A 21055-nucleotide genomic window follows, 5' to 3' on the forward strand; every position below is an offset into this window, starting at 1 on the left:
GGCGCGCAGCCGCCTCTGCCTTCCCCTAGTTGCGATAATAGCTGTCGGAGACGCTGCCCTCGAGCGAGGCGTAGCGGCCGTATTTCGGCAGCTTCGGTTCGTCGACCATGGTCAGTGCTATGCCGGCAATTTTGGTCCGCCCGCCAAGGTGCCGAATTCCCTCGGCAACAACCTCACGTGAGGTTTCACGCCACTTCACCACAAAGACCACTCTGTCGACATACGGCGCCAGGATCGAGGCGTCGGCTGCGGGCCCCACGGGCGGGGCGTCGATAATCACCGTGTCGAACGCCCTGCGAAGCTCATCGAGTGTCGAGCGCATTCGCCTGGAGGCAAGCAGGGCCGGCGGGTTCACCGTCTTTGCGCCTGCAGGCAGCACGTAGATTCCGGAGCCTTCATCTAGGTGAATTGCGTCCTTGGCTCGCATCGGCAAAGTGAGAAGATCGACCAATCCGGTTGCCTCCGCCATGCCGAAGAAGGCCGTGGCAGACGACAGCCGCAGGTCTGCATCGATCACCAGGACCCGTTCGCCGTCGGCGGCGGCGGAACGGGCCAGGCTCAGCACCAGCGTGGTCTTTCCTTCACCGGGCATCGCCGATGTTACCAACATGACGCGGAGCGGACGCCCGGATTCCGGTATCCTCTCGATGCCCAGGCGAAGCCGCCGCACGGCTTCGCTATATCTGGATAAAGGCTTGCGCTCGAGATAGGCCACGGGCTGGGCCTGCGACTTGGTGGCTCCCGACCAGCCCGTCATTCTCGGCATGGAGGCAAGAACCGGAACGGCCAGCGTCTCTTCCACCTGGCGCGTCGCCATAAAGCCAGAAGCGAAAAGCTCACGAAGAAGCGCGCCGCCGCCGCCAAGGAAGACACCGAAGACCAAACCCAGCGCCGCAAAGAGTGGCCGGTTCGGGAAGCTCGGGGCATCCGGAATATTGGCATGCGCGATCACGCGCACGCCGCTGCTAAGCAGGGTGGACTTTTCCTCGGCGATCTTGGCGCGCGACAGGAACGTCTGGAAGAGCTCCTGGTTCGCAGCAGCAATCCTGCCGAGGTCGCGCAGCTGCACGCCAACCCGATCTTCAACTTCCGACTGGCCGGTCACCGACGCCAGGGCCTGCTTCAGGGCTGCTTCGCGGGCTTCGGCCGCTTCGACTTCATTCTTCAGGTTCCCGATGAGGCGCTGGATTTCAGCGGTAATTTGCGCCTCTACGTCGCGACGCTCCGCCTGGGCGGCCATGACCTCCGGATGTCGTTCGCCATATTTCAGCGAAAGATCGGTTTCCCGCCGCATCACCGCAGCCTGCTGAGTTCGCAGCGCACTGACGACGGGGGATTGCAGGACATCAGGTATCGACTGAACGTCTCCCCCTCTGCGGATCAGGTTCTCAGCCTGCTGATATTTTGCGCGCTTGGCCGCGAGTTCGGCGCTTGCATTGATCAAGGCAATATTGAGCTCAGACAGCTGCTGCTCCGTAACGCTTCCTGACTTCGTCGCAAATAGATTGTGCTGGGCGCGAAAACTCTCGACGGCGTCTTCCGAACGGCTCAGTTGCTGCCTGAGAACCTCTGCTCGCTCGCTGAGCCACGTAGCGGCTTTCTTGGCACTGTCGTAGCGGGACTCTATCCGATCGTTGACGTAAGCTTGGGCAATTGCATTTGCGAGCGCGGTAGCTTGTTCGGGGTCGTGGGATGTCACGGAGAGCTCAATCACGTCCGAGAGCCCAACGCGCTGGACGTCCACGGCCCCCTTGAGCCATTCCAAGGCCCCATCCCCCAGCTGCTCGCTGTCAACGACCTTCTGAAGAAGCATGGAGGAGCCTAGAACCGCAAGTTGGCTTTCAACGAAAGTCGAGTTTTCTCCACTTTCGGAATTGAGATAGTCCTGAGAAACAGTGTAATCTTTTGGCTTATCAAGCAATATTTGCGCAGACGACGTATATAGTGGATTTATTGCGAAAGATATTAAAACAAATGCAACAAGAGTGACCAATGCAATCACTGAAATTATCCGCCACCTGCGGATAATGAAATCAAATACATCTCGGACATCCAACGGCGTAGGTCCTGATGTCATCGTCGCATTGTCAGATGCGCTGTGCATTTCAGAATCCTTGCGACTAGCGCATCGACCCGACCCGAAGGTCCGCAAAGCGAAAATCGGAAATGATTTTCGACAACCACGACGCGCAGTTTCAAAGTGCTAGAGCGCACTATGCGCGTCCATTCGGACGCGCGGCGCTCCAGCAACACCCAACATGCCGGCCAGCTCCACAACCTGGCACGTTTCTCTTTCGCCCGTTGGCAAGCCGCGCCGGCAGTCGAGTTGAACTATACCAAGTTGGCTGGCATCCCGCGCATAAGCCTTATTGGGTAGCAAATCGGCCAAAGGGTCGAGGCGACCTACGATGGCCATGGAGGCCCAAGCCACGCGCCTTCCCTGCGTCATCAAGAAGGATTACAACAACGAATTCCATTCGGTGCTTGAATATCCAGGCCTGCGGCAGCCGAAGATCGGCGCATCCGACAGGCTGGCAAGACAACGGTATATTCAGCGTCCTCGCAGGGACGCATTCCAATGCGGGGCTCCCGGCCCAGGCCGATCAACGTTCCCCAGAACTCGACGTCCAAGTTTCATTTGAACCAGCGAACTCGAGGTTGAAATGGACACTTTCAGTATATTTACCTTGGAGGGTGCCGACTGGGTGGCGAACAAGGCTGATGGCGTTCTGATCCTGGCAGCTGGCTTGCCGTCAGTATTCTTTCTGAAGGGAGGCAGATTGCTGAGGTACGGGGCCCTTGCCGTATTGGTCGGGGCACTGGCGATGATCCTGCTCGGCAGCGAGGGCCTCGCAGGGGCGGTCATTGTCACGGTTGCGAATACTCTTCTGGTTTCAGCTGCCGCGTTTACCACCCGCAAGCAGTTGACGCAGACTGAGGATCGCCTCAAGGCGATTGGATCGGCAGTCCGAGACCTGGAGATTGCCGAGGAAAGGCGACAGGCTTTCAGCGCGAAAAACGCGCGGGCGCCACGGCTCAAGTGAAGGTTCTGCCGCAATTGCCCGATGACTGAGGCTTGGCCCTTCGCCTGGGGAGGCCCCAGGACGGTCAAAGACGTCCTGCCGGACGTGATCGAAGGCTCTTCCGCAATGGCGCAAGCTGACATGGCACCGGACACGTGCAGCCGGAGCCAAAGAGCCGTTCATCGTCAAATGGGAAAGGCTCCAAGCTGATCCACTGTGGGAAAACAGGAAAAGCCTGTTCAGCCGGAGCGGTGAAATGCTTCATTGTAGGGCTGTGCCATGCAATGATTCGCCAAGCTTCGGAGGAGATAGCGAAACGTGCTCTGGAGCGTCGTAACGGTTGTTGTGGTTGGCATCGTACTGGGGTTCAGTTTTCGCGTCCCCACCCTACTTGTCGCGACGGCCGTCACCATTTTGGCGACCGGTTTCCTGCTCGACGGTCCGCTGCTCCCAAGGGTTTTGGTTCCCGTGCTCGGCCTGCAGTGCGCCTACCTCGCAGGGCTTGCGCTTGCGGGCTTGTGGAGGCGCATCGCCGCCAAAGGCTCCTGATGCGGCCCGCGCTGCCCTATGACGCGTCGTCAAATCGCATGACCGCAAAGATCGTGCGGAAAAGTATGACGAGGTCGGCCCGCAGCGACCAATTGCGGACATAGTGGCTGTCAAGCGCAACGCGGCTCATATAGTCGGTGCTGCTTCTGCCGGTGACCTGCCACAGCCCGGTGATGCCCGGCTTTGCAGCTAGATAGTCCACGACAAAACCTCCGTAGCGGCTGAGTTCGTCGGCAACGATGGGACGTGGCCCGACGCAACTCATTTCGCCCCTGAGGACATTGAACAACTGGGGAAGCTCGTCGAGGCTCGACTTCCTCAGGATCATGCCAAGGAAGGTGATGCGGGGATCGTTCTTGAGCTTTCTATTCTCTGCCCACTGCCGGGCCGCCTCCGGGTCGCGCGCAAGAAGCTCGCGCAGCACCTCGTCCGAGTTTGCGACCATCGTCCGGAACTTGCAGCAGTTGAACGGTTTTCCGTGGAACCCGACCCGAATGTGCGAATATACCGCCGGACCTCCGATCGTCGCCCTTATCAGCAAGAAGACGACAAGCATGATGGGAGAGAGCAAGATCAGGGCGCAAGTGGCGATCACCACATCCGCAAGCCTCTTTGTCCGACCACCGAGCGGCGCTGGCCGCGCCTCGCCTGCTTGCCTCGCCGAACTGTGCGAGCCGCTTGCGGCGCCGTGGAGACCTGTGCCTGCCTTGTCGAAAGACGCGGCCGGCGATGTCCGCCCCCAGTCAAACGGAACGACCGTATCGTACCGGGCGCTGACATTCGTCGGCGCGCTTTTTGACGATTTCCGGGTGTGGCCGAAGTTGCGGCGAGGAGTTCGCTTGCCGAAGACATTGGAAGTCATGGGGGTGTCCGCCAATCGCTGACTTTCCCCTAGCTTCCCAGTACCGGCCACCGGCGCGCAAGAAATGCAAAGGTCGTAAAGATATTAGCCCGGCCCTACTCCCTTAGCCGGATGCATTGGGGTGCCGCGTCAGAATGGAGGCATAAAGGACGCTCGCATTGATGAAACTATGCATCACGCATTCCGAGAATAGACTTCGATATTCGCTTCGCCGACCTTCGGTTCGGGCCAGTGCGCCGGGCGCCTGCGCCCTTGCCATGTCTCCAAACCGCCTTGGCCCTGGCCGCAGGCAATGCGTGTCGATCGCATGCGCGCGGTGACCCAAGATGTCCAGGTGGAATGATGACTCAACTTCGCTGCGGCAGCTCGCCGTGTTCGCCTTCGGCCCGGTCGCACTGCGTCAGAGCCGGTCCCTTGCCCCCAGCAACAAAGCGACCCGCTGCTTGGTTGCCTCGATGAAGTCGGCCTCATGCTTCAATGAACGAAGACGCTGGGAATAGCGGGTGACCGACGCTGTCAGCGCATCGATTTTTCTCGACGTCCATTCCGGGCCCTCGCCGTTTTCCATCGCCTCGAAAGCGAACGCGGCGTTTGTGGTAGCATTCTCGTATTGGTCGCCCAGCGTGTCCTTTTCGGTGCTGATTTCGGTGCCGATCTCATCGAGGAGACGCTGCAAGCGCTCTAGGCGTCGTGCATCCTGGCCGCCGCTCCATGGCAAGATCCTGAAGTTGAATACCTGCATATCCTAGCCGCCCCGCATAGCCCTTCGGACAGGATGTGAGCCCCAAGTTCGCGCACTTCAATGAAGAGGCGAGATGCAGTTCGCATCATATGCGGATTTGCCGGCATATCGACGCATCCTTTTGGCGGATGCGCGCATTGACTAGAAGTGTGTGGGTCAGCATTCGGATGAGCGGGCCAACGCGCGACCATCCGACCGGCGGCACGCTGGTGCTCCCCAATCCGGCAGACCTCGATACAGCCCTCCGCCTCGAAGCGGAGGGCCGCGTCGCGTCAAGGCTGTGTGTAGGCCGTCTTCACGGTCGTGTAGAACTCGGCAGCGTATCGGCCCTGTTCGCGCGGGCCATAGGAAGACCCTTTGCGACCACCGAAAGGTACGTGATAGTCGACGCCGGCCGTCGGCAGATTGACCATCACCATACCGGCTTCGACGTTTCGCCGGAAATGCGACGCATGTTTCAGGCTGGTCGTGCAGATGCCCGCCGACAGACCAAAGATGGTATCGTTTGCGACAGCAAGGGCCTCATCATAGTCCTTGACCCGCATGACACTTGCTACCGGGCCGAAGATCTCCTCGCGGTTGATGCGCATGTCCGCGCTTGTCTCCGTGAAGAGCGCCGGCTGCAGGTAGAAGCCCGGCTGATCGCGTTTGAGCCGCTCGCCGCCCCAGGCAAGTCTGGCGCCTTCCTTCTGGCCGATGTCGATGTAGGACAGATCCTGGTCGAGCTGGTTCTGGTCGACCACGGGACCGATATGGGTCCCGCTCTTCACCGCATCGTCAACGACGAGCCCCTTCAACCGCTCGGTCAGAGCAGACACAAAGCGGTCGTGGATGCCTTCGGTCACCACAAGGCGCGATGAGGCCGTGCAGCGCTGACCGGTCGAGAAGAACGCGCCGTTCGCGCAAGCCTCCACCGCGACGCCGAGCTCGGCGTCGTCGAGCACGACCATCGGGTTCTTGCCGCCCATCTCCAGCTGGAACTTGCGCATGTTTTCGACACAGGCCGAAGCGACCTTCTTGCCGGTGGCAACGGAGCCGGTGAACGTGATGGCGTCGATCCGGGGATCGTTCAGCATTGCCTCGCCGACGACCGAGCCGCGCCCCATCACGAGATTGAACACGCCTTCCGGCAAACCAGCGCGGATGATGATGTCGGACAGCGCCCAGGCCGAACCGGGAACGAGATCGGCGGGCTTGAAGACCACGCAATTGCCATAGGCAAGTGCCGGCGCAATCTTCCATGCGGGAATTGCGATCGGGAAATTCCACGGCGTGATGATGCCGACGACACCCACCGGCTCGCGCGTGATTTCGACCTCGATGCCGGGGCGCGTGGAGGCGAGCTTCTCACCGGCCAGCCGGAGCACTTCGCCAGAGAAGAAGTCGAAGATCTGCGCTGCGCGCGTGACCTCGCCCACCGCCTCGGGAAGGGTCTTGCCCTCCTCGCGTGCAAGCAGGAGACCGAGTTCGTCCTTCCGGGCAAGGATCTCGTCGCCGACCTTCTTCAAAATGTCATGGCGCTGCTGGATGCCTGAGCGCGACCAGGCCGGCAACGCAGCACGCGCCGCCGCGATCGCATCGTCCACATCCTTGCGCGAGGCCCGCGCGTAAGTTCCGATGACTTCGTTCGTGTTGGATGGGTTGTAGTTTTCCGCTGCTTCAGCACCGTCCGTCCAGCGGCCGGCGATGAAGTTCTGGTGCACTGTCATGATACTGCGGCTTCCTTCCTGGGCGCACCGGCAACCTCGGCATGATCGAGGTCGGTGCGAAATTTGTCTGATGCGCCTCCGGGCTCGCCCCAGCCCGTAACCCCTTCGCCGAAGAACTCGGCATTGATCGCGAGGAACCGCCCCTCATGCGAAGGCAGTTCATCGTCGGCGAAGATTGCGTCGACAGGGCATATGGAGAGGCAGAGACCGCAACTGATGCATTCGGTCGGATGAATGTACATCATCCGACCTCCTTCGTAGATGCATTCGACGGGGCAGACGTCCTGGCAATCGCCATCCTTCACATCGATGCAGGCAGAGGCGATCACATAGGGCATGGCCGCTACCTGCCGGACCAGTTCGGGGCGCGCTTTTCGACGAAGGCTGCGACGCCCTCGTTCTGGTCCTCCGACTGTAGCGCCTCGATCAATTGCGGCAGGCGCAGCATCTGCGCTTCCTTCGCGCTCAGGCCTTCCCCGGCCCGCACCATCGCCTTCACCGCCCGCACCGAAAGCGGCGCACAGGCAAGGACGTCGGCGACCCAGCGATCGACCGCCTCATCGAGCGCATCGGGCGCCACCACCTCGTTGACGAGGCCGAACTCGTGCGCCTTGGCCGCGTCGATGCGCCGGCCGGTCAGCAGCATGCCCATGGCGTGAACATGCGGCACTCGCCGCGCCAGAAGTGCTATGCCGCCATCGAGCGCCAACCTGCCGACACGTGGCTCCGGCAAGCCGAACGTCGCCTTTTCGGATGCGATGACGATGTCGCAGCCGAGGACCATTTCCATGCCGCCGCCAAGCGCATGGCCGTTGACGCGGGCGATGACCGGCACGTCGAGCGTATCCCTCAACGCGATGCCGCCGAAACCGCCCTTGCGCTCCGCGGCCCAGTATTCGAGGCCGGACAGGCCGCCCGTACCCTTCATGTCGGCGCCGGTGCAGAAGGCGCGATCGCCTGCACCCGTCAGCACGACGACGCGCACGCTGCGATCCTTTTCGATGGCCTCCCAGATGCGGACGAGTTCCGCCTCGGTCGCCAGGTCGACCGCGTTCATGCGCTCCGGCCGATCGAGCGTGACCCGTGCGACGTGGTTTTCGACGGTGAATGCGACGCTCATGCCGCCTCTCCGCGACGCTCGCCAGTGAGAATGCCCGCCGCGAGCAGCGCATCGATCTTCTCTGGCGAGTAGCCGGCCTCCCGCAGGACATCGGCTCCATCCGCACCGAGATCCGGCGGCGCACGGCGTACCTGGAACGCGTCGCCGCTCATCGTCAGCGGCGTACCCATCAGCTGCATCGGCGCGCGGGCACCTTCGATCTCGATGACCGAACCGTTTTCAGCCGTCTGCCCATGGTCAAGCGCGTCTGCCAGGCTGAGAACCGGCGAGCACAGGATGTCCTGCTCCTCGAGTTTCGCCAGCCAGTGCTCGGTGGTTCCCGAGGAGAACTTCTCGCGGAACATGCGATGGAGCTCTGCCTTGTTTTCCATTTGCCGCGCAAAGGTCGAGAAACGCTCCTCCTGCGACAGATCAGGCATGCCAAGTGCAGCCGAAATGTCCTTGAGCGGGTTCACCTTGAATGCGCCGACCATGACGAGTGCGCCGTCAGTCGTTTCGAAGGCGCCGGTGAGCGGGAAGGCTCCCCAGTTGAGCTCCTTCTTCCGCTGCAGCCACATCGCGGCTTCCTGCATCTGCATCGCAAGCATGGATTCGAACAGCGAGACCGATACGGCCTGGCCCCGTCCCGTCTTGCCGCGCTGAAGCAGCGCGAGCAGAATTGCCTGCACCAGATGCATCCCCGCCGAGTAGTCGGCGAGCGCGGTAGGATAGATCGTCATCGGCGTCGACGCATCCGCGCGTCGTGCCATCACGCCCGACAAAGCCTGGGCAAGGATATCCTGCCCACCCTTGTGGGAGAGCGGACCGGACGGGCCAAAGCCCGAGCCGAAGGCACAGATGATGCGGGGATTGATCTCGGACAGCTTGTCGTAGCCGAAGCCCATGCGCTCCATCACGCCTGCGCGGAAATTGTTCACGACCACGTCTGCGTTGCGGACCAGGTCGTAGATGACTTCCTTCGCTTCATCCTTGCGCAGGTCGAGCGCGATCGAGCGCTTGTTGCGGTTGAGACTGCGGAACACGGGATTGTTCATGCCATCCGGATCGTCGGCGATCGAGGTGCGGGAGAGATCGCCCGCGCCCGGCCGCTCGATCTTGATGACATCAGCGCCGTAGTCGGCCAGCACCTGCGTGCAGCAGGGGCCAAGCATGACCTGCGTGAAGTCGATGACCTTGACGCCGGAAAGCGGCTGGGTGTCGGTGGTGTTCATCTGCTTGTCTCCCCTTATTCCGCCGCCGCCTGGAACGTGGCGTTCGGCGCCGGCTGATCGCCCGGATCAGCGCCCTGCTCACGCAGCAGGCGCTGCACCTTGGCGATCTCCACCTTGTCGACCGTCACGCCCTGGTCGAGCGCAACGGAGGCTGCGACGCCAACCGCTTCGCCCATCGCCATGCAGGGCGGGATCTCGCGCGAGATGCGCTGTGCTGCGGCGGTCGAAGAATAGTGGCGGCCGGCGACGAGGAGCTGCTTCACATCCTTCGGCAGCAGCGTGCGGTAAGGATAGTAATAGTCCCGGCCGCGCGCGACGGAGTCGGCGAAGTGGCGGCGGGACGACACGTCCTCCTTGGTCAGCACATATTCGCCTTCGAGCAGACGCGACGTGCGCACGCCAACCTGAGGCGCAACATCGACCACGAACGCATTCTGGAAGCCCGGAACGCTTGCACGCACATACTCGACCAGGGCTGCGATCTTCTCGCGCCCCTTGAAGTCAGCGCGGGTCAGGTCCTCGACCGAGGTTCCGTCGAAGCCTGCCATATGCGGGCAATTGCACCAGACGATACCCGGCAGCGGCGTCTTCAGCCACCAGCGCTCCCAGGAGCCGCCCATGATGCGCTTTGCCTCGCGGTCGACCTGCGCGAAAGCTTCCGGCTCTGCATATTCGAAACGCTCGGCCTCTTCGGTGTCGATGCCGCCGAGGCGGAACACCGTGGTGACGATGAACGAGCCGTGGCTGTGCGCGGCTCCGGCGGAGGCCGCGACATCGAGGTCGCCGGTCGTGTCGACCACGACCTTGCCCAGGATCGCCTGGCGACCCGACTTGGAGTCGCAGATGACGCCCTTGACGACCCCATCCTCGACGATCGTCTTCGAGAACCAGGAATGCAGTCTGAGATTGATGCCGGCTTCGGCCACCATGTCGTTCGACGCGCGTTTGAACCCGTCGGGATCAAAGGCCGAGGCATAGCAGACCGGCTGTGGCTTGCTGTGGCTGTGGAAGTTGTAGGTGCCCCAGCGCGCCCACTGCCGGAACTTGGTCTCGTCGACGATCCAGTCCTTCTCGGGCGGCGTCACACAGAGCCCCATCGTCGTCATGCGGTCGATGAGCTCGGCGCACAGGCCCTTCACGGTCACCTCATTGCCGTTGCACATGTCGTCGAGCACCAGCACCATGCCGCCCGAAGCGAGGCCGCCGAGATAGGCGTAGCGCTCCAGCAGCACGACCGAGAGCCCGTTGCGTGCGCCTGCCACCGCGGCGGCAATTCCGGCGGGGCCACCGCCCACCACGACAAGATCCGCCTCCGCGACGACCGGGACCTTGCCGCCCGGCTCGTCGATCATCTGTTGAGAAGTCATGTCGGTCTCCCAAGTTATGTGCGGGCAGCGGCTCAGCGCGTGCCCGATGCGTTCCAGGTAAGGAAGTAGCGTTCCATCCACGAAATCACGCCGAAGAAGCTGGCCGAGAAGACCGATCCGACGACGATGGTTGCATAGAGAAGCGGCGAGTCGAAGTTGTAGGTGGCCTGAATGATCAGGGCGCCGATGCCCACTGTCGATCCGATCCATTCGCCCACGATGGCGCCGATCACGGCGGTCGAAGCGGCGATCTTCAGGGCCGAAAACAGGTAGGGCAGCGAGTTCTTGAGCCGGACCTTGATGAAGACTTCGCGTGGCGAGGCAGACAGAACGTGCATCAGCTCGAGTTGCTGCGCATTCACGTCGCGCAGACCGCGCGTCATGTTGACGAGTGTCGGGAAGAAGCAGATCAGCGCCGCGATCGCGATCTTCGGCTCCATGCCGTTGCCGAGCAGCAGGACAAGGATCGGGGCCTTCGCCACGACGGGGATGGTGTTGACCATCACGGCGATCGGGAAGAATGCCTCCTCCAGGCTCTGCTTGTAGGCAAAGGCGGTGGCGATGCTGATCGCCGCCAGATTGCCGATGATGAAGCCAGAAATGGCCTCGATGGCCGTCGGCAGCAGGTTCTGCATCAGCATCGGGAATTTTTGGATCAGCACCTGCATCACCGCGCTCGGCGCGGGTGCGATGAAGGGTTTTACCTCGAACACCCTGACACCGACTTCCCAAAGCACTAGCAACGTCAAAAACGTCACGACCGGCAGGAGCCGCCTGCGCCAGAGAAGCCGCCGTTTGGCCGCGAGGTAGATTTCCTGGGCCTCGTTGTCGTCGACAAACGCGCCCATTGTTGCAGTGTTGGCCATGTCAGCAGGTCTCCAGCACTTTGCGCAGACGGGTCACGAGCGAGACGAATTGCGGGGTCTCGCGCATGGCGACACGCCGAGGAGATGGCAGATCGACTGGCACCATTTCGCGCACCCGGCCCGGACGGGCTGCAAGAAGCAGCACCTGCTGGCCGAGGAACGCCGCCTCGTAGATCGAGTGGGTGACGAAGAGGATCGTCGTTCCGGTACGCTCCCAGACCGCGAGAAGCTCCTCGTTGAGGCGGTCGCGCGTGATCTCGTCGAGCGCACCGAATGGCTCGTCCATGAGCAGCAGCTTGGGGCTGGAGACGAGCGCACGAGCGATCGACACACGCTGCCGCATGCCGCCTGAGAGTTCGTGCGGGAATGCCTTCTCCCAGCCCGAAAGCCCGACGAGTTCAAGCAGTTCGCGCGGATCCCGCGCACGCCCCGCCGGGGCGCCGCCGCCCACTTCGAGCGGCAACGTCACATTGTCCAGCACCGTTCGCCAGGGCAGCAGCGCTGCATCCTGGAAGACGAAGCCGATGTCGCGACGGGAGCGGGCAAGCGATGGCGCTCCGCCAAGCACGTTCGCCGAGCCACTGGACGGCTTGATGATGTCGGCCACGACCCGCAGGAGTGTGGACTTGCCACAACCCGAGGGTCCAAGCAGCGTCAGGAAGCCGCCCGTCGGCACGGCAAGATCGATGCTGTCCAGCGCGGTGATCGTGCCGCGCTCGGTCGTGAAGCGGACCGAAACCTGTTTCAGGTCGACGGCAATTCCATCGGCCGTCGGCGCAGTCACCGGTTCGGGCCGGTCGAGGTCGAGCGCGGCAAGAGCCATCTCAGGTCTCCCTTCAGCCAATCTTGGGGCGGTCAGCTGCGGTCGCTTCCAGCGGCGCCATCGAGATGACGTTTTCCAGTTTCGGCGCGCCGGCCGAGAACTGCTGGAGTTCGTCATAGAGAGAGATCTGGCCCTGCCACACGGCCGGGTCCATCGTGCCCCAGCCACCAGCAGCGGTTGCCGGCGTGAAGATGTGCTTGAGCAACACCTTGGAAGCGGCGATCTCGTCGTCGCGGATGAGGTTCGGGAATTCTTTCAGGAGCAGATCAACGGCCGCTTCCGGATTGGAATTGGCATATTCCCAACCCTTGCCCGCTGCCTTGAGGAAGCCGGTCAGCATCTCCTGGTCTTTCTCGAGCGTATCGGCGGTGGCGTAGTAGGGGTTGCCGTAGAGCTGCACACCCTGGTCCCACAGCTTCATGGCAACGTGTTCCTGGCCGATCGCAGAGATCGCGGTGGTGTTCGTCAACCATCCGGTGGCCGCGTGAACCTGACCAGTCAGCAGCGGTGTCATGTCGGCGCCGATCACCACGACCTCGACGTCGCTTTCAGGGATACCGGCCTTCTTGAGCAGGGCATTGAGCAGCACCTTGCCCGTCGCCTGAATGCCGATCTTCTTGCCGATCATGTCCTTAGGGGTTTTGATCGGGTTCGATGCCAGGGAGATGTAGGCGTAGGGATGTTCCTGCGCGCTGACGGCGAAGGCCTTCACCGGAATACCTTGCGAGGCAGCGAGCATGAGCGAAGGGCTGGACGAGACCTGCCCGATTTCGTAACGGCCGGATGCGACGATTGCCACGCCGTCGATCGACGGGCCGCCGACCTGAATGGCGAAGTCGAGACCTTGTTCCTCGAAATAACCGAGATGCTTGGCAGCCACTTCGCCAAGCTGGTTGCCGCCGCCCAACCAGCCAAGCTGCATGTTGATAGTGCGGGTGCCCTTCTGGGCGAAAACGCTGCTGGTGACGATCGCCGGCATGGCGAGCGCACCAGCCAGGCCGGCACCGGTCTTCAAAAGCGAACGGCGCGAGAATGCTGTCTTGATCATCGAAGTTCCCCCTTTTCGACGGGCTGTTCCTGAAGCCCTGCAATGATTTTCGTCCAAGCGCCGCGCCGGTCTTGAGTGCCGGGTCGACGGTCAGTCCGACCATCTCAAAGATGATTAGAGTATAGCAAAGCGATCTCCGGAAGCATAAAGATTCGAGACAGGCGATGCCAAAAAGGCAGCACCTTCGGGGAGTGGATTTATGCATTCGTCAGTTCTGCGCTATATTGACCAGGTGGCGCGCCTGGGTTCGATCCGTCGTGCCGCAAGCGTGCTCAACGTAGCCTCGTCGGCGGTCAACCGGCAGATTCTCAAGCTTGAAGCGGATATGGGGACCCCCCTGTTCGAGCGGGTGGGCAACGGTGTTCGCCCGACCGTGGCAGGCGACTATGTCATCCGGCATGCACGCGAGACCCTTGCGCGCTGGCAGACGGTCCAGACCGAGATCACCGGACTTTCGGGCGACATCCATGGCGAGGTCCGCATCGTATCGATTCCAGCCCCCATCGTGCGCATCCTGCCGCGCGCGATCGAAGCAACGTCGCGGCGCCACCCGCACATCACCTTCCGCGTCATCGATGCCGCGCCAGCCGACCATGCCGAGGAGATGCGGGCGCGCCGGCCGGATATTGCGATTCTGTTCGTCGACCGGCGGCACAGCGGCTACGACGTTGCCGCCAAGATCAAGCTGCGGCTAGGCGCGATCATGCATCCCGACCATCCCCTGGCCCGTCACAAAGAGCTGACACTCACCGAATGCGCGGCCCATCCCGTCGCCATGCTGAGCGATCCCTGGATCCTGAATGCGGCGGCCGAGGCCGAATTCATCCACAGTGGTGCGCAGTTCCGATCGGTGCTCCTGACGAATTCGCTGCCGATGACGAAGGAGGTCATGCGCGCGGGCATCGGCCTCGGCTTCTTCACCCCGGCCGGCTTCGTGGAGGAGCTGAAGGCGGGCGAACTTGTCCACGTGCCGCTCGTCGAGCAGGAACTCCAGCACAGCGAGATCGGACTTCTGATCCACCGCGAGCGGCAGAGCTGGCCTGCGGTGCGAGCCGTAGCATCCTGCCTGATCGAGGAATTCGCCTCGCTCGACAGGGACGTGAATGCGCTGGAGATGGCAAAGCGCCGTACCTGACATCTACAGGAGGCGTTTCGGGCTCGTGCCAAATGCGCCGAAAGCCGTGCTCAAACAGCCCGCCGGGGCCACCGCGGGATGGAAACTCACAGCAAAAGACAAAAAGGGCAGCGGAACCCGGCCGGGCGGTCGTCTTCATCGAACCGCATCCGGCTTCACAAGTGCGAAAGTTCCGATGCCCTCGGCAACGTTGCTCAGTCGGCGATGAACCGATCCAGCACGTTGCGCGTGATCTTCTGCGTGAACGGATCGCCGCGCTTCAGGCCCATCACCCACTCGCAAGTCGCAGCCGTCAGGACCTCGCCCTTGCCGCGCGTCATGTGCACCATCATTCCCGAGCCATAACGATAGCGGGCGAGCCCCTCTGGCGTGACTTCGCCGGTTGCAGACTTGACCAGCCCCTCATGGTCGCTGCCGCGGATGTAGTAGCGGAAACCCTCGCCCGGAGGCTCGTCCTCCGCCAGCACGGCGGGCGCCATGGCAAGGATCTCGATGCTCTCGGGGATGCCATCCCCAGCCACGGGGAACGGCAGGCCATTGCGGAACGTGTAGTCGAGGCCATCGACCTCATAAGCGAAGATGCGGGCTTCCGCGCCAAAGATGTCGGCATAGTGCAGGCCGGTGCCGTCAAAAGCCCAATGTCCCGGGCGATAGACGGTGAACCCCTTCTGGCCGTGCGGCGCAAAGCCGCCCCACGAAGCGTAGAGCCCGTGCAGGCCGTTGACGCCGACCGTCGACGCGCCTGGCCAGCGCACATCCTTGTCCTCCCAGGCAGTGGTCAGAAGATGCGCATCTTTGGTTCCATGCACCGGATCCTCTTCGGCGGCCTTGAACTTGTAGCAATGCTGGGTCTTGCCGTCGTCCTCCAGCCTGATCTGCCACAGGAAGTTGGCGCCGAAGCGGGCCAACCTGCCGCCCTTCTCGACATAGGCCTCGATCGACAGTCGCATCTCGCGTGTCCAATATTCGTCGTGACCGACGATCGTCACGCATGGATAGTCGTCGAGCAATTCTGGCCGACAGTGCAGATCCGTCTGCGTAATCATGTCGAGCGCATAGCCCTGGCTTTCTGCCCAGACGACGAAATGGCGGTCGAATTGCGCCCAGCCGGATGCGGCGTAATATTGGCCGAAGCCGTTGGCGAATGCCCATTCCTTCATGGGATAGCGCGGCGCGTCACCCATTTCGGGCAGAGGGTCGGCGCAGATGCGAGGAGCGCCGGCCGGCAGCCACACCAGCCCACGCGTCCACGGGCGCTCCAGGCTCAGGACCGGCGAAGCCGCGTTGCCGTCGGGCCCTGCTACACCGAAGTAATGGTTGGCGCCGCCCCAATCATTATAGGCCGTCCACGTGGCGGTCGGCAGGACCATCAGGATGCGCGCGCGGCGCGTTTTCGCCGTCGGGCGCACGACGAAGAAGTGGTGCTGCACGAAGCGGCCGCCGCCACCACGATCGCAGGTGGAGACGACGCGATAGAAACCTGACGGCATGTCGTCGGGCAGGCGCCAGCGATGGCTGACAGGCCAGCCGCAGCCATTGCGGTAGGCATCCTTCGGCGTGGCGGTGAACACCCCCTCGATCTTCTCGGCCTTGTGAACCGTCTGCGGATCGAGGCCATCACGATAGACTTCGAGCGACCAGCCGGCCGCCGTTGTGCTGGAGTGGAACACCACCTCGTCGCCGGGATCGTAGGACATGGCGTCGGTGTAGGTGTAGACCTCCGGCACGGAGAGGTCTTCGCGCGGCGCCTCGTACCATGGCGTGCTTTGCCAGTGATCGTCGGCATGCATCGCCCTTGCCTGACGCGGCGCGATGTTGATCGGGCCCAGTTCAGGCGCAACGAAGGGCTGTTTCTTGGACATAGGCATTTCCTAAAGGCGATATGAAATGAGTTGGCCGGGCAGACCGAGCGTCACCCACAACCGGCCGCCATGAACGCACAGGTTGGTCGGGTCGCTGCCGGGGCCGGTGTCGATCATCTCGATAAGCCGTCCGCTCGTGTCGAGAATCGCGATCCGATCGCCGCCGCTGCCGGTCACGAACAACTTGTCCTCGTGAAAGACCATGCCGTCCGGATTGAAACGGTCATCCAGCCGGCACCACTCTTCCATCGCCCCGACGTTGCCGTCGTTCCAGGCAAAACGGACCAGCCTGTGCTCCATGGTGATGCCGACGATGAGCGAACCGTCGGGATGGAAGGCAAGGCCGTTGGGGAAGCCAGTCATCCTGGCCAAATGGCGCACGCTGCCGTCAGCGGCGGCGACCAGAAGCTGACCGCCGCGATAGGCTGCGGGATCGGCGCCCAAGACCTCCCAGTTCTGCGGGTCGGTGAAGACGATCTCGCCTTGCGGCGTGAACACCAGATCGTTGGGGCGCGAGGGTCCTGCGCCCGGCAGTTCGGTCGCAAAATAGTCCCAGCGGCCATCTGCTCCCAGCCGCTGGAGACAGCCTGGTATCTGCGGCTCGGCAAATTTCAGCTCTTCGAGTGACAGCGGTGCGATACCGCCATTGTTGGCGATATAAAGCGATCCGTCAGGCCCGAGCCGCATTCCATTGGGCGCGCCCGGCAAGCTGCACAATTCGCGCACCTGACCATCGCGAAACGCGCGCACCTTGGCGTGCAGCAGATCGACGAAAGCAATCGACCCGTCCGCCAGTGCGACCGGTCCCTCGGGAAAGCCGAGACCGGTCACATGAACTTCCGCCTGCCATGCCATTATCCTATCGCCCTCGTTCCCTACGATGCCAGTTTGCCACGTCGGCCCAGCCCGATCTCAGTGCCAGTCGCCGCCGTTTCCTCCGGCGCCAGATGACAGGCGACGAAGCGCGTGGCATCGAGTACCGGCCGCAGCGGCGGTTCGACCTGCCGGCAGACATCGCGGGCCAGATGGCAGCGCGGATGAAACCGGCAGCCTGTCGGCACGTCGGCCGGATTGGGCGGATCGCCGGCCAGCACCACGCGCTTCCAATCGCTTTTGCGTCGAGCGGCCAGGGTGGGAGCCGCCGAAAGCAGCGCTTGCGTGTAAGGGTGCAGCGGACCCGACATGATGCTGGACGCCGGCCCCTGCTCGATGATCGTACCGAGATACATGACGGCGATCCGATCGGCGACATGGCCGATCACATCAAGATCGTGCGAAATGATGAGGTAGGAAATCTGACGCTTGCGCTGGATGAACAGAAGCAAGTTGACGATCTGCGCCTGGATCGACGGATCGAGCGCCGAGGTCGGCTCGTCGGCCACGATGATCTCGGGTTCGAGCGCCAGCGCGCGGGCGATCGCAATGCGCTGCAACTGGCCGCCCGAAAACTGCGGCGGAAGCTTCTGCAGGTCAATGCTGCCCAGTCCGACGAAAGACAGCAGTTCGCGTATCCGCTCATCCAGTTCCGCGCCAAGCCGGATGCCATGCGTGTCGAACGGCTCGCGCATGATTTCGGCAATCGTCATGCGCGCGTTGAGCGATGCCAGCGGATCCTGGAATACCGCCTGGAGCTTGCGACGGACCGGCAGTAGCTGGCGGCCGCTCAGGTGTGTGATGTCGGCTCCGTCGAAGCTGATGCTCCCGCTGGTCGGATCAATGAGTTTCAGCGCCAGGCGGGCGAGAGTGGATTTGCCGCAACCGCTCTCGCCGACGAGGCCGAGCGTCTCGCCGCGCCCGACGGATAGCGAGACGCCCGCAACCGCCTGGACGTCGCGCCGGCCGCCGCGCTTCTGGACGAAGGTCTTGACGACCGATTTGAGATTCAGAAGTTCGCTCACGCCGTGATCCCCAGCGGCCGCGCCGCTCCAGTCCATGCGATCGGATGGTGGCAGGCCAATTGCACCGCGCCATGGGCACCCATCTTGGGTTCGACGACGTTACAGTCGGCCTGTGCACCGGGACACCGCGGATGGAACCGGCACCCCTGCGGAAAGGCGCCAAGCGCGGGCGCGCCACCGATGATCGCGTTGAGATCGTGCTTGGGCGTGGCTTCGGAGATCATCGCACTGGTCATCAACGCAGCCGTGTAAGGGTGCGAGGGATTGCGCATGACGGTATCCGCCTCGCCGATTTCGGCGATCCTGCCGGCATACATGACGAGAATCCGATCGGCGACCTCGGCCACGACGCCCATGTCATGCGTGATCAGGATGATGGTCAGAGAAAGCTCCCGGCGCAGTTCGGCCAGCAGTTCCAGCATCTGCGCCTTGATCGTCACGTCGAGCGCCGTCGTCGGTTCGTCGGCGATGAGCAGGCTCGGGCCGGCTGCGAGCGCCATGGCGATCATCGCGCGCTGGCGCATGCCGCCGCTGATCTCGTGCGGATAGGCATTGGCGACACGCGCGGGATCGGGAATGCGTACCCTTTCCAGGAGCGCCACCGCCCGCATCGCGGCCTGTTTGCCACTGGCGAGGCCATGCGCACTCAGCGCCTCCGCGATCTGGTCGCCGATCGGCCAGACCGGATTGAGCGAGCCAAGCGGGTCCTGGTAGATAAGCCCGATCTCCCTGCCCCGTATCCGGCGAAGCTCGGCGTCGGGACGGTTGAGAAGTTCCCTGTCCTTGAAACGGATCGAACCGGAGGCGAACGATGTCTGCGGCTGCAGGCCGGCAATCGACATGCCGGTCAGCGACTTGCCGGATCCCGACTCGCCGATGATGACGAATGACTCGCCCTGCTCCACGTCGAAGGAGATGCGGTCGACGGCGACCAGTTCCCTGCCCGGCAGGCGAAAGCCAACCGATAGATCGCGAACCGAGAGGATCATGCGCCTCGCCTCGCTGCCAGCGCGTCGCCAATCAGCGAGAAGGCCGTAGCCGTCAGCATGATCATCACTCCGGGAAACACCAGATACCACCAGGCCGAACCGAAATAGGGCCGTGAATCGCGGATCAGCAAGCCCCACTCGGGCGTCGGCGAGTTGGCACCAAGACCAAGGAAAGAAAGCGCGGTGACCGCGACCAGCGCGTAGCCGATGTCAGTGGTGACACGCACGTTCACCTCCTGCGTGACGAAGGGAATGATGTGGCGCCGCAGGATCATGATGGTGGACACGCCGAGCGCACGCGCTGCCTCGACATGCGGGCGCTCGCGCAACCTCAGCACCTCGCCGCGCACGAGACGGGCGTAGCCGGGCCACCAGATGATCGCCAGCGACAGGGCGACACTGTCGAGCCCGCGACCGATGGAGGCTGCGACGGCGAGCGCCAGCACAAGTGCTGGAAAGCCAAAGAAGAGGTCGACGATACGCATCATCAAATTGTCGACCCAACCGCGCGCCATACCCGAAACGGCTCCGTAGACGACGCCGAAGGCCGCCGAGACGAAGACGATCATGAAGGCGACGCCGAGCGAATAGCGGGTGCCGTGGACGACACGCGAAAAGATGTCCCGGCCGGCCTCGTCCGTGCCAAATGGATTGGCAAGGCTCGGAGCCTTCAAACGATTGGCGATGTCGAGAACCATCGGATCGTGGGGCGCTACCAATCCGGGCAAGAGCGCAAAGGCGGCAAGCGCAACCACCACGGCAACGGCCATTGGCGTAAGGACGCCCTTTGGGCGCGCCGGACGCCAGCGCCTGATTACAGTCGCGACGTTCATGAACCGACCCTCTGCACGCGTGGATCGATGATCGGATAGAGGATATCCATCAGAAGGTTGATGAAGACGAAGCCAGCTGTCGAGACGATGGCCAGCGCGATCACCGGCGAGTAGTCGAATACCTGGAACGACTGGTAGGCATAGAGCCCGATCCCCGGCCAGTCGAAGATCACTTCGACCAGAATGACCCAACTGATCATGTAGCCGAATTGCATCGTGGTCGCGGTCAAGATCGGGCTCAAGGCATTGCGCAGCATGTGCTTGTAGAGGATGGGGCGGGGCCCGAGCCCCTTGCCGCGCGCGGTGCGCACGTAAAGCCGACCCTGCTCCTGGATCAGTGCCGCGCGCGACATCCGGGTGCCGACCGCAAGCAGATTGACCACGATGGTCAGCGCCGGCAACGCCATATGCTTCAGGCTGCCGACGAAGGCCGAGAGGCTGCCCGCGAGCAGCGAATCGACCAGCATCAGACCGGTCACCACCGGTGGAGCAGTGTCGCGGATTGGAAAGCGCGCGCCCAACGGCAACCATTGGAGCTTGTAGAAAAAGACGAACTGCAAGGTCATGCCGAGCCAGAAAACCGGAATGCCGGTGCCGATCATGGTCAGCAGACGGATCGAACCGTCGAGCCAGCCACCTGGCCGCTTCGCCGCCGTGACGGCCAATGAGAAGCTCGCCGCCAGATAGACGACGAAGCTGACCAGCAGCAATTCAAGGGTCGCGGGCAGGTACTGCGCCAGGTCGGCCCCCACGCTGCGGCGCGTGCGGATGGAGTCGCCGAAATCGCCTTTTGCCAGCCCGCCCATGTAGGCCACGAACTGGTCGGCCAGAGGCCGATCGAGGCCATGCTCAGCCCTGATCCGCTGTACCGTTGCTTCCGAGGCGTTCTGACCGGCCAGAAACGCGGCCGGATCAGCCGGGACGACACGACTGAGGAAGAAGGTGATTACAGCCACCAGCAGGAGCACAAGCGCGCCCCAGGCCAGCCTCTTTGCAAGAAAAGTCAGCACGTCGCGTC

General features: G+C 62.7%; 21 protein-coding genes. 4 read left to right on the forward strand and 17 right to left on the reverse strand.

Annotated features, from left to right (window positions below; all coding sequences use genetic code 11):
- Positions 1-25: 25 nt before the first annotated feature.
- Entirely contained in the window at positions 26-2104 is a 2079-nt protein-coding gene (locus ABSY17_RS03210; protein WP_378942281.1) for a GumC family protein, read from the reverse strand.
- Positions 2105-2687: 583 nt separating this feature from the next.
- Between ABSY17_RS03210 and ABSY17_RS03215 the strand changes: the two genes are divergently transcribed.
- Together ABSY17_RS03215 and ABSY17_RS03220 are read left to right on the forward strand one after the other, a co-directional pair.
- Positions 2688-3044 (forward strand): hypothetical protein, encoded by a 357-nt coding sequence (locus ABSY17_RS03215; RefSeq protein ID WP_378942283.1) that lies wholly within the window; start codon positions 2688-2690, stop codon positions 3042-3044.
- Positions 3045-3341: 297 nt separating this feature from the next.
- A complete protein-coding gene (locus tag ABSY17_RS03220; protein WP_378942286.1) occupies positions 3342-3572 on the forward strand; it encodes a hypothetical protein in 231 nt (76 codons plus the stop codon).
- 16 nt (positions 3573-3588) lie between these two features.
- On the opposite strand, the gene ABSY17_RS03225 is transcribed toward ABSY17_RS03220, so the two are convergent.
- Positions 3589-4128, reverse strand: a complete 540-nt coding sequence (locus tag ABSY17_RS03225; protein WP_378942527.1) for a sugar transferase — start codon at positions 4126-4128, stop codon at positions 3589-3591.
- Here ABSY17_RS03225 and ABSY17_RS03230 point away from each other — a divergent pair.
- A complete protein-coding gene (locus ABSY17_RS03230) occupies positions 4067-4456 on the forward strand; it encodes a hypothetical protein (protein ID WP_378942582.1) in 390 nt (129 codons plus the stop codon). The two genes, ABSY17_RS03225 and ABSY17_RS03230, sit on opposite strands and share 62 nt — an antisense overlap.
- Before the next feature lie 378 nt (positions 4457-4834).
- On the opposite strand, the gene ABSY17_RS03235 is transcribed toward ABSY17_RS03230, so the two are convergent.
- The 9 genes from ABSY17_RS03235 to ABSY17_RS03275 form a co-directional block, all read right to left on the reverse strand.
- Positions 4835-5176 (reverse strand): hypothetical protein, encoded by a 342-nt coding sequence (locus ABSY17_RS03235; protein WP_195432395.1) that lies wholly within the window; start codon positions 5174-5176, stop codon positions 4835-4837.
- A 272-nt stretch (positions 5177-5448) separates the two neighbouring features.
- Positions 5449-6885 (reverse strand): aldehyde dehydrogenase family protein, encoded by a 1437-nt coding sequence (locus ABSY17_RS03240; RefSeq protein WP_378942287.1) that lies wholly within the window; start codon positions 6883-6885, stop codon positions 5449-5451.
- The gene (fdxA, locus tag ABSY17_RS03245) at positions 6882-7223 is read right to left on the reverse strand and encodes a ferredoxin (RefSeq protein WP_378942289.1); all 342 of its coding nucleotides are present in this window, start codon (positions 7221-7223) and stop codon (positions 6882-6884) included. Before fdxA ends, ABSY17_RS03240 begins: the two co-directional genes overlap by 4 nt.
- Positions 7224-7228: 5 nt before the next feature.
- On the reverse strand, positions 7229-8005 hold the full coding sequence (locus ABSY17_RS03250) for an enoyl-CoA hydratase-related protein (protein WP_378942291.1): 777 nt from the start codon (positions 8003-8005) through the stop codon (positions 7229-7231).
- Positions 8002-9216 carry a CaiB/BaiF CoA transferase family protein gene (locus ABSY17_RS03255; protein ID WP_378942293.1) on the reverse strand — a complete coding sequence of 405 codons (1215 nt, stop codon included), beginning with the start codon at positions 9214-9216 and terminating at the stop codon, positions 8002-8004. Before ABSY17_RS03255 ends, ABSY17_RS03250 begins: the two co-directional genes overlap by 4 nt.
- A 14-nt stretch (positions 9217-9230) precedes the next feature.
- Positions 9231-10583 (reverse strand): FAD-dependent oxidoreductase, encoded by a 1353-nt coding sequence (locus ABSY17_RS03260; protein ID WP_378942295.1) that lies wholly within the window; start codon positions 10581-10583, stop codon positions 9231-9233.
- Positions 10584-10615: 32 nt separating this feature from the next.
- Positions 10616-11449: an ABC transporter permease gene (locus ABSY17_RS03265; RefSeq protein WP_378942297.1), complete on the reverse strand. Its 834-nt coding sequence runs from the start codon at positions 11447-11449 to the stop codon at positions 10616-10618.
- Between the two features lies 1 nt (position 11450).
- A complete protein-coding gene (locus tag ABSY17_RS03270) occupies positions 11451-12272 on the reverse strand; it encodes an ABC transporter ATP-binding protein (protein WP_378942299.1) in 822 nt (273 codons plus the stop codon).
- Positions 12273-12285: 13 nt separating this feature from the next.
- Positions 12286-13320, reverse strand: a complete 1035-nt coding sequence (locus tag ABSY17_RS03275) for an ABC transporter substrate-binding protein (RefSeq protein WP_378942301.1) — start codon at positions 13318-13320, stop codon at positions 12286-12288.
- Between the two features lie 199 nt (positions 13321-13519).
- Here ABSY17_RS03275 and ABSY17_RS03280 point away from each other — a divergent pair, with 199 nt between their 5' ends.
- Positions 13520-14455: a LysR family transcriptional regulator gene (locus ABSY17_RS03280; RefSeq protein WP_378942304.1), complete on the forward strand. Its 936-nt coding sequence runs from the start codon at positions 13520-13522 to the stop codon at positions 14453-14455.
- Between the two features lie 194 nt (positions 14456-14649).
- Here the strand turns inward: ABSY17_RS03280 and ABSY17_RS03285 are convergent, their stop codons facing one another.
- From ABSY17_RS03285 to ABSY17_RS03310, 6 genes are read right to left on the reverse strand one after another with little or no spacing between them, the layout of a single operon-like run.
- The gene (locus ABSY17_RS03285) at positions 14650-16317 is read right to left on the reverse strand and encodes a N,N-dimethylformamidase beta subunit family domain-containing protein (protein ID WP_378942306.1); all 1668 of its coding nucleotides are present in this window, start codon (positions 16315-16317) and stop codon (positions 14650-14652) included.
- Positions 16318-16326: 9 nt separating this feature from the next.
- The gene (locus ABSY17_RS03290) at positions 16327-17172 is read right to left on the reverse strand and encodes an SMP-30/gluconolactonase/LRE family protein (RefSeq protein ID WP_378942308.1); all 846 of its coding nucleotides are present in this window, start codon (positions 17170-17172) and stop codon (positions 16327-16329) included.
- A 20-nt stretch (positions 17173-17192) separates the two neighbouring features.
- Positions 17193-18251, reverse strand: coding sequence for an ABC transporter ATP-binding protein (locus ABSY17_RS03295; RefSeq protein WP_378942311.1), 1059 nt, complete (start codon positions 18249-18251; stop codon positions 17193-17195).
- Positions 18212-19201, reverse strand: a complete 990-nt coding sequence (locus ABSY17_RS03300; protein WP_378942529.1) for an ABC transporter ATP-binding protein — start codon at positions 19199-19201, stop codon at positions 18212-18214. The genes ABSY17_RS03295 and ABSY17_RS03300 overlap by 40 nt, the downstream gene beginning before the upstream one ends.
- Positions 19201-20037 carry an ABC transporter permease gene (locus ABSY17_RS03305; RefSeq protein WP_378942313.1) on the reverse strand — a complete coding sequence of 279 codons (837 nt, stop codon included), beginning with the start codon at positions 20035-20037 and terminating at the stop codon, positions 19201-19203. The genes ABSY17_RS03300 and ABSY17_RS03305 overlap by 1 nt, the downstream gene beginning before the upstream one ends.
- Positions 20034-21047 carry an ABC transporter permease gene (locus tag ABSY17_RS03310; protein ID WP_378942316.1) on the reverse strand — a complete coding sequence of 338 codons (1014 nt, stop codon included), beginning with the start codon at positions 21045-21047 and terminating at the stop codon, positions 20034-20036. The genes ABSY17_RS03305 and ABSY17_RS03310 overlap by 4 nt, the downstream gene beginning before the upstream one ends.
- Between the last annotated feature and the right edge of the window lie 8 nt (positions 21048-21055).

Origin of the sequence: Mesorhizobium sp. ANAO-SY3R2 (assembly GCF_042466635.1) — a bacterium.
Lineage (GTDB): Bacteria > Pseudomonadota > Alphaproteobacteria > Rhizobiales > Rhizobiaceae > Aminobacter.